Source organism: Cellulophaga baltica, assembly GCF_900102165.1.
Lineage (GTDB): Bacteria > Bacteroidota > Bacteroidia > Flavobacteriales > Flavobacteriaceae > Cellulophaga > Cellulophaga baltica.
This window is the reverse complement of sequence record NZ_FNBD01000008.1, coordinates 198,130-213,313: the sequence shown is the minus strand read 5'-3', so window position 1 is coordinate 213,313 and position 15,184 is coordinate 198,130. Positions and strand designations below refer to the sequence as shown.

General features: G+C 35.1%; 15 protein-coding genes. 6 read left to right on the top strand and 9 right to left on the bottom strand.

Going from position 1 to position 15,184, the window contains the following annotated elements; genetic code table 11:
• Window positions 1-29: 29 nt before the first annotated feature.
• A complete protein-coding gene (gene leuB, locus BLQ19_RS14970; protein ID WP_025614973.1) occupies window positions 30-1,148 on the bottom strand; it encodes a 3-isopropylmalate dehydrogenase in 1,119 nt (372 codons plus the stop codon).
• A complete protein-coding gene (locus tag BLQ19_RS14965; protein WP_025614974.1) occupies window positions 1,148-2,320 on the bottom strand; it encodes a 2-isopropylmalate synthase in 1,173 nt (390 codons plus the stop codon). The genes leuB and BLQ19_RS14965 overlap by 1 nt, the downstream gene beginning before the upstream one ends.
• A 146-nt stretch (window positions 2,321-2,466) precedes the next feature.
• On the opposite strand from BLQ19_RS14965, the gene BLQ19_RS14960 reads away from it, so the two are divergent.
• Together BLQ19_RS14960 and BLQ19_RS14955 are read left to right on the top strand one after the other, a co-directional pair.
• Window positions 2,467-4,011 carry a hypothetical protein gene (locus BLQ19_RS14960; protein WP_025614975.1) on the top strand — a complete coding sequence of 515 codons (1,545 nt, stop codon included), beginning with the start codon at window positions 2,467-2,469 and terminating at the stop codon, window positions 4,009-4,011.
• A gap of 58 nt (window positions 4,012-4,069) precedes the next feature.
• Window positions 4,070-4,885, top strand: a complete 816-nt coding sequence (locus tag BLQ19_RS14955; RefSeq protein WP_074538905.1) for a DMT family transporter — start codon at window positions 4,070-4,072, stop codon at window positions 4,883-4,885.
• Window position 4,886: 1 nt separating this feature from the next.
• Here BLQ19_RS14955 and BLQ19_RS14950 read toward each other — a convergent pair whose 3' ends face one another.
• The 4 genes from BLQ19_RS14950 to panB form a co-directional block, all read right to left on the bottom strand.
• On the bottom strand, window positions 4,887-5,348 hold the full coding sequence (locus BLQ19_RS14950; RefSeq protein ID WP_254788391.1) for a DUF4252 domain-containing protein: 462 nt from the start codon (window positions 5,346-5,348) through the stop codon (window positions 4,887-4,889).
• Between the two features lie 102 nt (window positions 5,349-5,450).
• The gene (locus BLQ19_RS14945) at window positions 5,451-6,149 is read right to left on the bottom strand and encodes an RluA family pseudouridine synthase (RefSeq protein ID WP_074538870.1); all 699 of its coding nucleotides are present in this window, start codon (window positions 6,147-6,149) and stop codon (window positions 5,451-5,453) included.
• Window positions 6,149-6,628, bottom strand: a complete 480-nt coding sequence (gene lspA, locus BLQ19_RS14940; protein ID WP_024480566.1) for a signal peptidase II — start codon at window positions 6,626-6,628, stop codon at window positions 6,149-6,151. The genes BLQ19_RS14945 and lspA overlap by 1 nt, the downstream gene beginning before the upstream one ends.
• 64 nt (window positions 6,629-6,692) lie before the next feature.
• Window positions 6,693-7,511 (bottom strand): 3-methyl-2-oxobutanoate hydroxymethyltransferase, encoded by an 819-nt coding sequence (panB, locus tag BLQ19_RS14935; RefSeq protein WP_024480567.1) that lies wholly within the window; start codon window positions 7,509-7,511, stop codon window positions 6,693-6,695.
• A gap of 195 nt (window positions 7,512-7,706) precedes the next feature.
• Here panB and BLQ19_RS14930 point away from each other — a divergent pair, with 195 nt between their 5' ends.
• Window positions 7,707-8,270: a hypothetical protein gene (locus tag BLQ19_RS14930; RefSeq protein ID WP_024480568.1), complete on the top strand. Its 564-nt coding sequence runs from the start codon at window positions 7,707-7,709 to the stop codon at window positions 8,268-8,270.
• Between the two features lie 21 nt (window positions 8,271-8,291).
• Here the strand turns inward: BLQ19_RS14930 and BLQ19_RS14925 are convergent, their stop codons facing one another.
• The 3 genes from BLQ19_RS14925 to BLQ19_RS14915 form a co-directional block, all read right to left on the bottom strand.
• Window positions 8,292-8,777, bottom strand: a complete 486-nt coding sequence (locus tag BLQ19_RS14925) for a GyrI-like domain-containing protein (RefSeq protein ID WP_074538869.1) — start codon at window positions 8,775-8,777, stop codon at window positions 8,292-8,294.
• Window positions 8,778-8,781: 4 nt separating this feature from the next.
• The gene (locus tag BLQ19_RS14920) at window positions 8,782-9,558 is read right to left on the bottom strand and encodes a DUF3050 domain-containing protein (RefSeq protein WP_074538868.1); all 777 of its coding nucleotides are present in this window, start codon (window positions 9,556-9,558) and stop codon (window positions 8,782-8,784) included.
• A 255-nt stretch (window positions 9,559-9,813) separates the two neighbouring features.
• Window positions 9,814-11,238 (bottom strand): L-serine ammonia-lyase, encoded by a 1,425-nt coding sequence (locus tag BLQ19_RS14915; protein ID WP_024480571.1) that lies wholly within the window; start codon window positions 11,236-11,238, stop codon window positions 9,814-9,816.
• Between the two features lie 120 nt (window positions 11,239-11,358).
• Here BLQ19_RS14915 and BLQ19_RS14910 point away from each other — a divergent pair, with 120 nt between their 5' ends.
• From BLQ19_RS14910 to dnaK, 3 genes are all read left to right on the top strand, one after another.
• Window positions 11,359-11,727 carry a S24 family peptidase gene (locus BLQ19_RS14910; RefSeq protein ID WP_024480572.1) on the top strand — a complete coding sequence of 123 codons (369 nt, stop codon included), beginning with the start codon at window positions 11,359-11,361 and terminating at the stop codon, window positions 11,725-11,727.
• Window positions 11,724-12,989, top strand: a complete 1,266-nt coding sequence (locus tag BLQ19_RS14905) for a Y-family DNA polymerase (RefSeq protein ID WP_074538867.1) — start codon at window positions 11,724-11,726, stop codon at window positions 12,987-12,989. Before BLQ19_RS14910 ends, BLQ19_RS14905 begins: the two co-directional genes overlap by 4 nt.
• Window positions 12,990-13,169: 180 nt before the next feature.
• Complete coding sequence (gene dnaK / locus BLQ19_RS14900; protein ID WP_025614982.1) at window positions 13,170-15,074, top strand: molecular chaperone DnaK; 1,905 nt, start codon at window positions 13,170-13,172, stop codon at window positions 15,072-15,074.
• Window positions 15,075-15,184: the final 110 nt, after the last annotated feature.

Genomic DNA, 15,184 nt, shown 5'->3' with positions numbered 1-15,184 from the left:
GGCGTTTAACGGACTAATTCTGGGTATTTTTAAATAATAGTGGATTTACCCAATCCAATATTTTCATAATTCATATTAAGACTGTCATCGGTATCAACAATATTGTTCGCAATAAAATCGCCCACATCGTTGGTGCCATATTTGCTTTTTGAATTTATATCGGGGGTAACTATATTTTTCTTTAATGATTTATTTACAGCAGATACGACTGCTCTAGATTCTTCTTCTAATCCAAAATGTTGTAATAACATGGCGGCAGAAAGTATAGCAGCTATTGGGTTGGCAATATCTTTTCCTGTAGCCTGCGGATATGATCCGTGAATAGGTTCAAACATAGCAATACCATCTCCTATAGATGCCGAAGGCAATAAGCCTATAGAGCCTCCAATAACACTGGCTTGATCAGAAATAATATCTCCAAAAAGATTAGGAGCTAAAATTACATCAAACCTACTAGGGTTTAAAATCATCTGCATAATAGCATTATGTAAATAAATACACTCTAAGGCTACTTCAGGATAACTCTCACTAATACGCTTTACCACTCTACGCCATAATCTAGAAGTTTCTAATACATTAGACTTATCGATTAGCGTAATTTTTTTTCCTCTTTTTTTAGCAGCTTTAAATGCTAAATGGGTAATTCTACTAATTTCACTTTCGGTATAGGAAGCTATGTCTGTAGCTTCTGTGCCATCATCACTTAATGAATGTTCACCTCCGTAAATTCCGCCAGTAAGTTCTCTGTAAATTACAAAGTCTGTTCCTTTTAAAACGGCTTCTTTTAAAGGAGATTTTTTTAATAAGGTAGGAAACACAGCTACCGGTCTAATATTTGTAAAAACTCCTAATGCCTTACGCAATTCAAATAAACCATTTTCTGGTCTAATTTTGGCGTCAGGATTGTTGTCATATTCTGGTAAGCCAATAGCTCCAAAAAGTACGGCATCAGATTCTAAACAAAGCTTTATAGTTTTTTCTGGGAGTGCTTTTTTGGTTTCCAATATAGCCGCACCGCCAATAAGTTCTGTAGTAAATGAAAATTGATGGCCAAATGTTTCCTCTACCGCTTTTAAACATTTTACTGCTTGTGCGATAACTTCTGGGCCAATACCATCTCCTGGTAAAAGAGCAATATTAATATTCATTAGGCGACGCTTTCAATATTAATATTACTTGTTTCAATAATTTCATGAATATCTTCATCAACTATTTCTTTCTTTTTATCCGCATATTTCAAAAACTCCTCATAAACAATATCCAATTGTTTTTTGGTTAATTCATAACCGACAATTTTTGCTCTATACGCCAAAGCAGCTCTACCACTTCTTGCTGTTAGTACTATGGAAGATTCATCAACGCCAACATCTAAAGGATCAATGATTTCATAGGTTTCCCTATTTTTAATCACACCATCCTGGTGAATACCAGAACTATGTGCAAAGGCATTTGCGCCTACAATTGCTTTGTTAGGCTGTACCATCATTCCCATTTTCTGAGAGACCATACGGCTTGTATCGTTCAATAATTTACTATTAATATTGGTGTCTAAACCTAGGGTAGGGTGTTGTCTTAAGATCATGACAACTTCTTCTAAAGCGGTATTACCAGCGCGTTCGCCAATACCGTTTATGGTACATTCAATTTGTCTTGCACCATTAATAACACCAGCAATAGAGTTTGCTGTAGCTAAACCTAAATCATTATGACAGTGACAGGAAAGAATGGCTCTGTCAATTCCTTTTACATTTTCATATAGGTACTTAATTTTAGCACCATATTCATCTGGTAAGCAATATCCTGTTGTATCAGGAATGTTAAGTACCGTTGCTCCAGCTTTAATCACCGCTTCACAGACTCGAGCTAAAAACTCATTATCTGTTCTACCGGCATCTTCAGCATAAAATTCTACATCTTCCACAAAAGATTTTGCATAAGAAACCGCCTCTACAGCACGTTCTATAATAGCATCTTTGTTAGAGTTAAACTTAAATTTTATATGAGATTCAGAAGTTCCTATTCCCGTATGTATTCTTGGTCGCTTAGCAAATTTTAAAGCTTCTGCAGCAACTTCTATATCTTTTTTTACAGCTCTTGTTAATCCGCATACGGTTGCATTTTTAACAAGTTTTGCGATTTCTTGAACAGATTTAAAATCACCAGGACTAGAAACAGGAAAGCCTGCTTCTATGACATCTACGCCAAGAAGCTCAAGACGTTCTGCAATCACCAATTTTTGGGTGGTGTCTAATTTACATCCAGGAACTTGTTCTCCGTCTCTTAGTGTGGTATCAAATATTTGTACTATATCTTTGCTCATTATATTTGCGTAGTTTTACTAGTCAATACGAATATAGACGTACTCCTATTAATTAAAGTAGAGGTATAAAATCATTTACAACGTTTAGATGGTTTTGAGGATATTCAAGTATTTGATAAACAGGTAGTTAAATAATATATTTTACGATGACAAATGCCAATAAAGATTCTTTATTTGTTCTTATAAAATCACTTTCTAAGTCAGAAAAACGACAGTTTAAATTATATGTAGGTCGTTTAGGGGTGAATACCGATGCTAAATTTCTAGCATTGTTTAATTTGTTAGATAAAGTAAGGGAATATGATGAAAAAGTTATTCTAGAAACAGGAATTGTTAAAAAAGCGCAGCTTTCCAACTTAAAAGCACACCTATATAAACAAATTTTAATAAGCCTGCGGTTAAACCCTGTAAACCAAAATATACGTGTTCAAATTAGAGAACAATTAGATTTTGCCACTATTCTTTATCAAAAAGGCTTGTATAAGCAGAGTCTTAAAATTTTAGATAAAGCAAAAGCTACAGCCATAGAGAATGAAGAAAAGAATATAGCTTATGAAATTGTGGAGCTCGAGAAAATTATTGAAACTCAATATATTACACGTAGTATTCCAGATCGTGCAGATGAACTAGCGGTACAAGCTAAAGAACTTTCTGCTCAGAATGTGATGACGAGTAAGTTGTCTAATTTGTCTTTGCAACTGTATGGTCAAATGCTAAAGATGGGCTACGTACGTAGTGATGAAGATTATCAATTTGTAAAAAAATATTTTGAGAGTCATTTGCCTAAGTATAAAATTGAAAATTTAGGTTTTCGGGAAAAATTATGGTTGTACAAGGCACATTTATGGTATAGTTTTTTAATACAGGATTTTTTATCTTGTTATAAATATGCTAGTAAATGGTCAGATTTGTTTTATGAACATAAAGAAATGATCTATTTAAACCCTGTATTTTATTTAAAGGGGAATAATTATTTATTAGAGTCGCTTTTTTATGTACGCTACAGTTCTCAATTTAAAGAAGTTTTAGAGCATTTAGAAGTTACTATCAATGAGAAAGATTTCCCTCAAAATGACAATGTAACCTCCTTAGCTTTTTTATACATCAATAGCAATAAATTAAACCTTCATTTCTTAGAAGGTACCTTTGAGAAAGGGGTGTATTTGGTGAAAATTATTGAATACGGAATTGTAAAACACAAAGACCGTATCGATGAACACCACATCATGTTATTCTATTACAAAATAGCTTGTTTGTATTTTGGAATGGGAGATAATAAGACCTGTATTTCTTATTTGAAGAAAATTATAAATAATAAAAACCTTAAAATGCGTGAGGACTTAATGTGCTTTGCACGTGTTTTAAGTCTGGTGGCTCATTATGAAGCAGGAATGGATTATCATTTAGAGGTGCAATTAAAAAGTACGTATAAGTTTTTATTAAAAATGAACGATTTGCATGCTGTTCAGAAGGAGATGATTAAATTTTTACGTGGTTTAGGAGATATCTATCCAAACGAATTGCGAAATGAGTTTCAGAAATTATATGATTCACTTAAAAAATATGAGGATCATCCTTATGAGAAAAGGGCCTTTTTATATTTAGATATATTATCGTGGTTAGAAAGTCATTTAGAGAATAAACCAGTGGCACAAATCATAAAAGAGAAAGCTGCTACTTTAACGCGATAGACCACATTTTTTGAAGAATCCCAATCATCTTAATCATTTAGTAGAATTAAATTTAGCCATGCTTTTTGTGAGTACTTCTGGTGCTCTAGGAAGGTATGTGAATTTACCAGTACCGGTAACTATTGGGGTAAGAGCGGTCATTGCGGTGGTGTTATTATTCCTTTTTTGTAAGTGGAAGAAGATATCGCTTCGGGTGCCAAAGAAAGATTTGGGAGCGGTCTTAGTTAGTGGTGTTCTATTGGGACTTCATTGGATTACCTATTTCTATGCATTGCGCTTGTCTAATGTCGCTATAGGGATGATCTCTCTGTTTACCTATCCAATATTAACCGCTTTTCTAGAACCCTTATTACTGAAAACCAAATTTCAAAAAATACATTTGGTTTTGGCGCTACTTGTTTTAGCAGGAATTTATTTTCTAGTGCCTAGTTTTGATGTAGGCAATGATTATACCCTTGCGGTTGGTGTAGGAACCTTGTCAGCCTTATTTTATTCGCTACGGAATTTATTGCTTAAAGCGAAAGCAGCCAAATATAATGGCTCCATGTTAATGTGTTATCAATTATTAGTGATTAGTGTATTGCTATCTTCGTTCTATAGTACGGTGCAGTTAGATGTGGTGTTGAGTGAATGGAAAGGATTGGCTGTTTTGGCATTACTAACTACCGCTATAGGGCATACCTTATTTTTGAATAGTTTTAAAAACTTCTCGATTACCACCGTAAGTATTTTGAGTAGCGTTCAGCCTATTTATGGAATTCTTTTAGGGGCAATTTTTCTAAGCGAATTTCCTAAAATAAACACTCTTATTGGGGGTGTCTTAATTCTAAGTTCTGTAGTGATTGAAAGTATCCGCTCCTCAAAAAAAGCGTAGCTTAATCATTTCTAATTGCAGAGCTCTGGATATTGAATTGCTGAATTAAACCATTGGTTAGCTCGTCGAATTTTGCATTCTGAGCCATTTCCCGTACTTTTATAGGGTCAAAATTCCCATTAAAATAAAGGAAAGTAGCTTGCTGTGCATTGTTGTTGTAAATCAATATTTCTTTGACCACATTTTTGCGTTCTCTCACAGCAATCACACTACGTTTTAAGTCATCATTTTTACGGTATATTTCAATAAATTTAGATCCCGCTATGATATTCATTTGGGTATTGAGAAAATCAGTTTTATCTGCAGTAGTGCTTGGAAACTTAATATAGCGAAGATCCTTGGTGTCTCCGATTAGGGCTTCAATTTCAGGAGAAATACCACTCAAGAGGCTAAGCATAAATTGTGGCACTCTCACGGCACTAACTTGATTGTCATTCTTATGGGCAGCATAGAAATTTTCCATACTGTTGTGACTGCCACAAGAAGTAAAGCATGTAATAATTACGATTAGGGTAATTTTTCTAAAGAAGATCATAGTGTCGTATTTCTTTAAAAGTAAGAAAATTTACAAACATGCATTCCAGATAGGCTCATTAGGTGGTTCGGCAAGAATGGTGATGGCTTCTTTTTTTACAGGATGTATAAACGATAGTTTTCTTGCGTGTAGGTGAATGCTTCCATCTTTATTGCTGCGATCTGCACCGTATTTTAAATCGCCCTTAATTACGCAACCAATTGCTGTTAGTTGTGCACGAATTTGATGATGTCTTCCGGTATGTAGATCAATCTCTAAAAGAAAATAATTATCAAGTTTCTTAGCAACGGTATAACTTAGAATGGCTTTTTTGCTTTCCGGAACTTCTTTAGTATTTGCGTAAGATTTATTCTGCTTGGTATTACGTTTTAGCCAATGGGTAAGCAAATCTTTTTGTTTTGGTGGCTGATTTTTTACCACAGCCCAATAGGTCTTCTTTGCGTCTTTTTCTGCAAACAACTTATTTAATCGAGGTAATGCTTTTGATGTTTTAGCAAATACAACAATGCCTGAAGTGGGTCTGTCTAAGCGGTGGGCAACACCGAGATATACATTACCTGGTTTATTATATTTTATTTTGATGTATTCTTTGACCACATCACTTAAAGGAACGTCGCCAGTTTTATCTCCTTGAACAATATCTCCAGGGCGCTTATTTATAGCAATTAAATGATTGTCTTCGTAGATGACTAGAAGATTTTTGGCGGTAGAAAGTGTTTTGTTATCCACTAAAATTGAAGGTTTTTATAACGCATGCTTAAAATAAAAATAAGAATAACACCAACAGTGACCGAAACATCGGCCATGTTAAAGATTCCTGTCTTGAAGAAGCCTAGTTTAATGATGAAAAAATCAGTAACACTACCAAAAGCAATCCGATCCATTAAATTTCCAATTCCGCCACCAATGACGCAAGAAAAAGCAACAATTAACCATTTATTTAAATGTGTTTTTCTCAAGATATTGATAAGAATAAACACTAAAACGAGCACCGGTAAAATTTGCAACAAAATTATTTTTAATAGGGGAGGGAAGCTTTGTCCAAAACCAAGCATAGCTCCCGTATTTTCTACATTTGTAAGAATAAAATTGTCTTGTACTAATTGAATATAATCGTTTTTGTCTACGGTGTTACGGACCATCTTTTTACTGATTTGATCACAACCAATGTTTAAAAGAACGAGAATGAGAATGGCTATTTTTTTCAAAAAATTAAATAAAATATTAAAAAGTTTACTATTTGTATGGGGCTACTGTTATATTGTTTAAAAGCTAGTACTGCTCATCATCACTAGGGAAATCTCTGCTTTTTACATCAGAAACGTAGTCAGAAATAGCTTTCCCCATTTCTTCAAATAAATTCATATACCTACGTAAGAACCTTGGATTAAATTCTTGAGTAAGTCCAACTAAATCATGAACTACTAAAACTTGGCCATCTACACCATTACCTGCGCCTATTCCTATAACAGGAATATTTACTAACTCAGCTACTTCTTTTGCTAAAGTTGCGGGAATTTTTTCTAAAACGATAGCAAAACATCCAGCTTTTTCAAGCATTAAGGCGTCTTCTTTTAGCTTTTTAGCTTCTTCCTCTTCTTTGGCACGTACAGTATAGGTTCCAAATTTATAAATAGATTGAGGGGTTAGGCCTAAATGCCCCATGACAGGAATCCCTGCGTTTAATATTCTCTTCACAGATTCTTTAATTTCTAAACCACCTTCAACTTTAACGGCATGACCACCACTTTCTTTCATGATTCTAATAGCCGAACGTAAAGCTTCTTTAGGGTCACTTTGGTAGCTTCCAAAAGGAATATCTACAACAACTAAAGCTCTATTTACAGCTCTTATTACAGATGATGCATGATAAATCATTTGATCTAAAGTAATAGGTAGGGTAGTTTCGTGTCCTGCCATTACGTTACTAGCAGAGTCTCCAACAAGGATAACATCTACATTGGCGGCATCAACAATTTTAGCCATAGAATAATCATAGGCTGTTAACATTGAAATTTTTTCACCGTTCTTTTTCATCTCTACAAGAGATTTAACAGTCACTCTTTTGTATTCTTTTTTTGCAACAGACATTAGTTCTTTTATTTGGTGCGTTAAAAGTAAGGAAATTGATTCGGTTTTATGAGCTTGATGTATTTCAGTTTTAATTTTTTATTGCGGTGTAAAAAGTAAATGCTAAGAATGGTGCGTACTTTTTCATAGATTAAATTCGGCATAATTCTTGTGTCCTAAGGATAGACTCATCATAACCCTCTTAAAATATAGAAAATGAAAATATTTTTAGCAACATTAGCTTTCTGTAGCTTTAGTTTACTAGTGCATGCTCAAAGTGCAAGTGTGGAGCAATCTACCTACAGCATTCAAACAGGATTTCTTGGAATTTGGGTGCAAAACGAATCAAAATTATCAACTACAATAGCCTTACGTTCCGAAATAGGTTTTGATACAGGAATTTGGGGTGGAGATTTTTATGATGAAACAGGGTTTTTATTAACACCGGTATTGACCTTAGAGCCAAGATTGTATTATAATTTGAATAAACGAATGCATAAATCACGAAGAATTGATGGGAACAGCGGAAATTTTATCGGCTTAAAAACGTCCTATCATCCAGATTGGTTTGTCATCTCTAATTACGAAAATATTAGGGTTATTAGTGATATATCAATTATTCCTACTTGGGGTATTAGAAGACCTATTGGTAAACATGTTATGTATGAGACAGGGATAGGTATTGGTTATCAATACACTTTTGCTAAACAGGCGGGCTACCTAGAGAACGAAGGTGAGGTTGCTGTAAATTTACATCTAAGGATTGGCTATAGATTCTAATTCTTTACGGGGTAAATTAATTTAGTTTTTCAATCGGATAGGAATCCAAATTTCTTCTTCTGAATCTAGAGCCGTATTGCTATATTTTTCACCTAATAATTCAAAATGTTCCCGATCATCAATGAGGTAATCTGAGGTAGGTAACCATGCTAAGAAAATAGCATCAAAAGTTTTTCTAAACTCCATGGCAGACCCTACGTGTTTAAACACGGCATACAAGCCACCCTGAAGGGTGTAGGTTTCAAAAATGTCAGGTATATTGTCAAAGCTAGTAACGGCTATAGCCGCCCATTTGGTAAAGGGGGTGTTAGGATCAAAATCTTGATAACTGAAAGTATTTGTATACCGTTGCATACTGTATAAATCTGGAGCAGCACTATTTGAAATCAATTTTTTAAAAGGCATAAAACTTTTCCAGAGTTCAGGAGTTCTGTCATGAGCAAAAGACATGGTTAATTGTTTGCCTGCTAGTTTTATTTCAGGAAGTTTTTCAATGCGGTAGTTCATTTTTCTAAGCGTTTTTTTTCGTTAGAATTATTTTAGTTATTCCATCCCATAATTCAATCCGCTTTTGCAAGGCCTCCTTAGCGCTACCTAATGTTTCCTTCCATTTTGTCTCATCATCCCCACATAATTCTGAAATCATTTTTAAAGAAAGCGGACCGTGTTCATCGCCATCTAATTCTATATGGCGCTCTAAATAGTACCTCAATTTATTATAATGTGTATTCTCTTTGTCAGCTTGCTTTAAGATTTCAAAAAACATATCTGGAATTAAGTCTTCGCGACCAAAAGTAAAGGCAGAAGCCACTACATGCGTTTTTTTAGTGGCAATAGCATCAAATGAAAAGTTAACAAAATTAATAACAGAGGAGTCAATTGCACTTGCTTCTAATGCGCTTGTCACAGCAGTACCATTTTCAATCGCTTTAATAAATGAGGCTATAGTTGTGGTACTAGCACCAATTTGATCCATGGCCTCTAAGTACATTTCAAAATGGCTTCTTGGGATTCCTTCTTCGTTCACATCACTTTCTTCGCCGTGAACAATTTCATTGATAAAACGAGCTAAAGTGGCGTTTTTTCTAGGAATCCATGGGGTAGTGGTTGTGGTTAGGTCAATCTGTAATGCTTTTAAAAGCGACATAAAGTCCCAAACAGCAAAAACATGATGTTCCATGAAAACCTTAACATCATCTAAATCATTAAGATTTTTATAGAGGGCATGAGATTTTAATTGTAGCCTTAAGTCGGCAAGCTCATTCTCTATATGGTCTAATTTATTCATGATTCTGGAATTTTCTTACGAAGAAACAAGAAAATCGTCGAAAATAAAATTAAAACTATTTATATAGGAATAAACTTAATAGAAAAGAAAAAATCTCTGGAAGATGATCCTCTCAGAGATATTAGCATAAGGTTATTTTTTTTTGGCTCTTTTCTCCTCTTTCTTTTCTTTAGCTGTTTTTAGAGGTTCTTTTTTTACATTCTTTTTTGCGTCTTTACTTTTTGCCATGGTTCTTTTTTTTAGAAATTAATTTAGTTAACAATCACTCAAGAACACCCCTACAGCCAAACCTCCTTCAGAGGTTTCTTTGTATTTAGAGTTCATATCTTTTGCTGTTTCCCACATCGTTTGTACCACTTTATCTAACGGTACTTTAGCATCTTTAGGGTCTGAACCTAGGGCTAATTCTGCCGCATTAATGGCTTTAATGGCGCCCATAGAATTACGTTCAATGCAGGGTATTTGTACCAAGCCACCAATAGGATCACAGGTTAATCCTAAGTGGTGTTCCATAGCAATTTCTGCGGCCATTAATACTTGCTCTGGAGTACCGCCTAATAGTTCTGTTAATGCACCTGCTGCCATGGCAGAAGATACGCCAATTTCTGCTTGGCACCCGCCCATAGCGGCAGAAATAGTAGCGCCCTTTTTAAAAATGCTTCCTATTTCACCAGAAACCAACAAGAATTTTTTGATATCTTCAAAACCTGCGGTATGATCTTCAATAACCAAATAATACATCAAAACGGCAGGAATTACTCCTGCGCTACCATTGGTGGGGGCTGTAACAACTCGTCCTAATGAAGCATTAACTTCATTAACGGCTAAAGCAAAACAACTTACCCATTGTAAAATTTGTCTGAATTTAACTTCGGTTTTTCGTATAGCAGAAAGCCATTCCTGTGGGGTAGTATAGGGCTCGCTATCTTTTAATTTTAAATGCATGTCAAAAGCACGTCTGCGGACATTTAATCCGCCCGGTAAAGAACCTTCTGTGTGGCAACCGGTATACATACATTCAAGCATGGTATCCCAGATGCGATGTAATTCATGGTCTATCTCAGCGTCTGTACGCAAGGAGCGTTCATTCTCTAAAACTATTTCTGATACTGTTTTTTGCTCTTTAGCGCAGAAAGCTAACAATTCTACGCCATTGGTTACTGGAAAGGGAAAAGCTTTAAAAATTTCTAAATTCTTTTTTGCTCTTTTCCGTTCTTCTTTTACTACAAATCCGCCGCCAATAGAGTAATATGTATTTTTAATTTTTTTTCCTGTGTTCAAGAGGGCCTCGAATGTCATCCCATTGGCATGAAAAGGAAGGAATTCTTTTTTGAATATAATATTTTTATCAGGGTTAAAGCTAAGGGTTAGTTTCCCGTCAAATTCTATTTTTTGTTCTTCTTTAATCCGTTTTACTATGCTAGAAATGTGTTCTATAGGAATATATTCAGGGTCCTGACCAGACAGGCCTAACATCACGGCATAATCGGTAGCATGCCCTTTACCTGTGAGTGATAATGAACCGTAAATAGATACATTGATTTCAACAACATCTATGAAGTTTTCATTGGCATGTAATTCTTTAATCCATTTTTCAGCAGCACGCCAAGGTCCTAGGGTATGTGAACTTGAGGGTCCCACCCCAATTTTAAGCATATCAAAAGTACTGATTGACTCCATAAATAATTTGTTATAAATACAACTTTCAAGGGTAAATGTACTGACTAATTTCACAATTTCTAAATTTATTTATTTAAGGATATTATCCATTAATTAGGAATATATCCATATTTTTGTTTCATGGAATTGTTTTCTCACGGAAAAATTAAAAAAGTAGAACAGCGGCATGCACCAGAAGTCTCAAAACAGACCGGGTTTCCGAGTCCCGCTACGCATTATTTAGAACCTTCTATTCATCTTGATCAGGAGCTAATCACCAATCGTGATGCTACTTTTTTTGTACGTATAGATAGTGATGAACTGGCAGATTTTCTTATCTATAAGAATGATGTTTTAATTATAGACCGCTCTTTATATCCTAAAGAAAATAATTTGGCGATGGTAGTTGTAGAAGGGGAGTTTAAGGTCATTCGTATTCCACCAAAAGAAAAATCTACCACATTTACCTTATGGGGTGTCATAACCTATATCATACATTCTTGTAAATGATTGCATTGGTAGATTGTAATAGTTTTTATGCCTCTTGTGAATTGGTTTTTAGACCATATCTTGTGGGGAGGCCAGTGGTTGTTTTAAGTAATAATGATGGTTGTATCATTGCTGCAAATAAAGAAGCTAAGGCTTTGACGAATATCCCGATGTTTGAGCCTGTTTTTAAAATTAAGAAGCAATTGCTAGAACACAAGGTTGTTTTCTTTTCTTCTAACTATACCTTGTATGGTGAAATGTCGCAACGGGTGATTAATATTCTAAAGACTTTTTCTGATCGTGTAGAGGTGTATAGTATCGATGAGTCTTTTTTAGATTTGAGTGATATACCAGAAGAGACTTTAGAATCCTATGCACATCAAATTAAAGATACTATTCTAAGATATACAGGTTTGCCTGTTGGAGTGGGTATTGCGCCAACAAAGGTACTCTCAAAACTGGCAAATAAGATGGCTAAAAAAAGACCAGAAAATAATTATGTATGTGTTATTCGTTCTGAAGCAGATCGGATAGAGGCATTAAAGTGGTGTGCTGTTAAAGATGTTTGGGGTATTGGAAAAAAACATAGGGAGCGTGTTATGAATATTGGCGTGGCTAGCGCTTATGATTTTTCTAAGCCGCCTTTGGCATGGGTGCGTAAAGAAATGACGGTGGTAGGAGAACGCACATGGCGTGAATTAAATGGAGAAGTAGCAATGGATTTTACGACGGATTTTAAAAAGAAAAAAGCCATTGGTACCGCAAAATCTTTTGGTAAAAAATTGGCGAACCTAGATATTATAGAAGAGGCTTGTTCTTATTATGTAGGAGAGGTAACAGAAGTTTTGCGTGCACAGGGCTCTTGTGCAAGTGCGTTACAGGTATATATTACAACCAATTACCATAGTGATAGGGACCAGCAGTATGCTAATAGTATAACGGTAAAACTAGCATTACCTACCAATGATACCTTTGTATTAATCAAAGAAGCTAAAAAGGCCTTACACCTTATATATAAGGCGGGCTACCGTTATAAAAAAGTTGGAGTTAATTTATTAGGGATTATTCCAGAACACTATGTCCAAGGCAATTTGTTTGAGCTTCCTTCTACATCAAATAACAAGTTGGCACAAGTCGTAGACCGTTTAAATCTCAAATTTGGGAAATCTAAGGTTTCTTCCGCCTTAGTCGGTACTCGGATTAAAGAGTGGGAATTGATAAAAGAAGAACGTAGCCCAAGGTATACCACTCAGTGGAATGAGATGTTGCGGATAAAAGGCTGAAATAGTTGCAGTAACAATTTTGTATTCTAGTCTTTTTTATGTCAGCTATGGCAAATAAGGACTACTATTTATCTTGATTAGTTTATAAAAATGACATCCTGTCAGTTTTGTTCTCTTGGCATATTGTTTGCCAAATAGTAAGAGAATATAAAAAGCACTAATAATTAAACTAAATAAGAGATGAGTAAAATTATAGGAATTGATTTAGGAACTACAAACTCTTGCGTTTCTGTAATGGAAGGTAATGAAGCTGTAGTAATCCCGAATGCAGAAGGAAAAAGAACTACACCATCAGTTATCGCATTTGTAGAAGGTGGAGAGATTAAAGTAGGAGATCCTGCAAAGAGACAAGCAGTTACAAACCCAACAAAAACGATTTATTCTATAAAGCGTTTTATGGGGAACAAATTCTCAGAATCTAGCGCAGAAGCTAAAAGAGTACCTTATAAGGTAGTAAAAGGAGATAATGATACTCCAAGAGTAGATATTGATGGTCGTTTATACACACCACAAGAATTATCTGCAATGATTCTTCAGAAAATGAAGAAAACAGCAGAAGACTATTTAGGTCAGTCTGTATCAAGAGCAGTAATTACAGTTCCTGCTTATTTTAACGATGCACAAAGACAAGCAACAAAAGAAGCTGGTGAGATTGCTGGTTTAACTGTAGAGCGTATCATCAACGAACCAACGGCTGCTTCTTTAGCATATGGTATGGATAAGAAAGATACCGATCAAAAAATTGTTGTTTTTGATTTTGGTGGAGGTACACATGATGTTTCTATCCTTGAATTAGGAGATGGCGTTTTTGAAGTATTAGCTACAGATGGTGATACACACTTAGGTGGTGATGATGTTGATCAAAAAATTATCGATTGGTTAGCTGATGAATTTAAAGGAGAAGAAAGTATTGATTTACGTGATGATGCTATGGCATTACAACGTTTACGTGAGGCTGCTGAAAAAGCCAAAATCGAATTATCATCTTCTGCTTCAACAGAAATTAACTTACCATATGTTACGGCTACTGCAAGTGGACCAAAGCACTTAGTACGTACGTTGACTTTAGCTAAATTTAATCAATTGATTGATGACTTAGTAAAAAGAACTATTGAGCCTTGTGCTACAGCATTGAAAAATGCAGGTTTATCTAAGAGTGATATTGATGAAATTATCTTAGTAGGTGGTTCTACAAGAATCCCTGCAGTTGTTGAGGCTGTTGAGAAATTCTTCGGAAAAAAACCATCAAAAGGTGTTAACCCTGATGAAGTTGTAGCGGTAGGTGCTGCAATTCAAGGTGGTGTATTAACGGGTGATGTTAAAGATGTATTATTATTAGATGTTACGCCATTATCTTTAGGTATTGAAACTATGGGTGGTGTAATGACTAAGTTGATTGAAGCGAATACCACGATTCCTACAAAGAAATCTCAAGTATTCTCTACAGCAGCAGATAATCAGCCTTCAGTGGAAATTCACGTTTTACAAGGTGAAAGACCAATGGCGGCAGATAACAAAAACATCGGACGTTTCCATTTAGATGGTATTCCACCAGCACAAAGAGGTACTCCTCAAATTGAAGTAACTTTTGATATTGATGCAAACGGAATTATTAAAGTATCTGCAACAGATAAAGCGACTAATAAAACTCAGGATATTAGAATTGAAGCTTCTTCAGGTTTAACAGAAGAAGAAATCAAGAAAATGAAAGCAGAAGCAGAAGCTAATGCGGAGTCTGATAAAAAAGCGAAAGAAACTGCAGATAAGTTAAATGAAGCTGATGGAATGATCTTCCAAACAGAAAAGCAATTAACTGAATTTGGTGAAAAATTATCTGATGATAAGAAAAAACCAATCGAAGATGCTTTAACAGAGTTAAAAGCAGCATACGAGTCTAAAGACATCGCTGTAATTACTCCAGCTTTAGATAAAATTAATGAAGCTTGGAAAGTTGCCTCTGAAGAAATGTACAAAGCGCAAGCTGAAGCACAAGGTGGAGCTGCTCCAGGACCAGATGCTGCTGCAGGTGCAGATACAGCTGAAGGTGATAACGTTGAAGACGTAGATTTCGAAGAAGTTAAATAAGCCCAAAAGCTTTTCCCAACGCAAGTAGGGATCTTTTAAGAATACATAATAACAAAAAACTCCGACTAGTACAGTCGGAGTTTTTTATTTTGTACTAGAATTGAAATCAC

What these genes read in the sequence shown, in the direction of transcription:
- BLQ19_RS14920 (WP_074538868.1), bottom strand. Translation starts at nt 9,558, where the DNA reads ATGAATAAATTAGACCATATAGAGAATGAGCTTGCCGACTTAAGGCTA.
- leuB (WP_025614973.1), bottom strand. Translation starts at nt 1,148, where the DNA reads ATGAATATTAATATTGCTCTTTTACCAGGAGATGGTATTGGCCCAGAA.
- BLQ19_RS14925 (WP_074538869.1), bottom strand. Translation starts at nt 8,777, where the DNA reads ATGAACTACCGCATTGAAAAACTTCCTGAAATAAAACTAGCAGGCAAA.
- BLQ19_RS14910 (WP_024480572.1), top strand. Translation starts at nt 11,359, where the DNA reads ATGGAATTGTTTTCTCACGGAAAAATTAAAAAAGTAGAACAGCGGCAT.
- BLQ19_RS14965 (WP_025614974.1), bottom strand. Translation starts at nt 2,320, where the DNA reads ATGAGCAAAGATATAGTACAAATATTTGATACCACACTAAGAGACGGA.
- BLQ19_RS14950 (WP_254788391.1), bottom strand. Translation starts at nt 5,348, where the DNA reads ATGGAAAATTTCTATGCTGCCCATAAGAATGACAATCAAGTTAGTGCC.
- BLQ19_RS14905 (WP_074538867.1), top strand. Translation starts at nt 11,724, where the DNA reads ATGATTGCATTGGTAGATTGTAATAGTTTTTATGCCTCTTGTGAATTG.
- BLQ19_RS14915 (WP_024480571.1), bottom strand. Translation starts at nt 11,238, where the DNA reads ATGGAGTCAATCAGTACTTTTGATATGCTTAAAATTGGGGTGGGACCC.
- BLQ19_RS14960 (WP_025614975.1), top strand. Translation starts at nt 2,467, where the DNA reads ATGACAAATGCCAATAAAGATTCTTTATTTGTTCTTATAAAATCACTT.
- BLQ19_RS14930 (WP_024480568.1), top strand. Translation starts at nt 7,707, where the DNA reads ATGAAAATATTTTTAGCAACATTAGCTTTCTGTAGCTTTAGTTTACTA.
- panB (WP_024480567.1), bottom strand. Translation starts at nt 7,511, where the DNA reads ATGTCTGTTGCAAAAAAAGAATACAAAAGAGTGACTGTTAAATCTCTT.
- BLQ19_RS14955 (WP_074538905.1), top strand. Translation starts at nt 4,070, where the DNA reads ATGCTTTTTGTGAGTACTTCTGGTGCTCTAGGAAGGTATGTGAATTTA.
- dnaK (WP_025614982.1), top strand. Translation starts at nt 13,170, where the DNA reads ATGAGTAAAATTATAGGAATTGATTTAGGAACTACAAACTCTTGCGTT.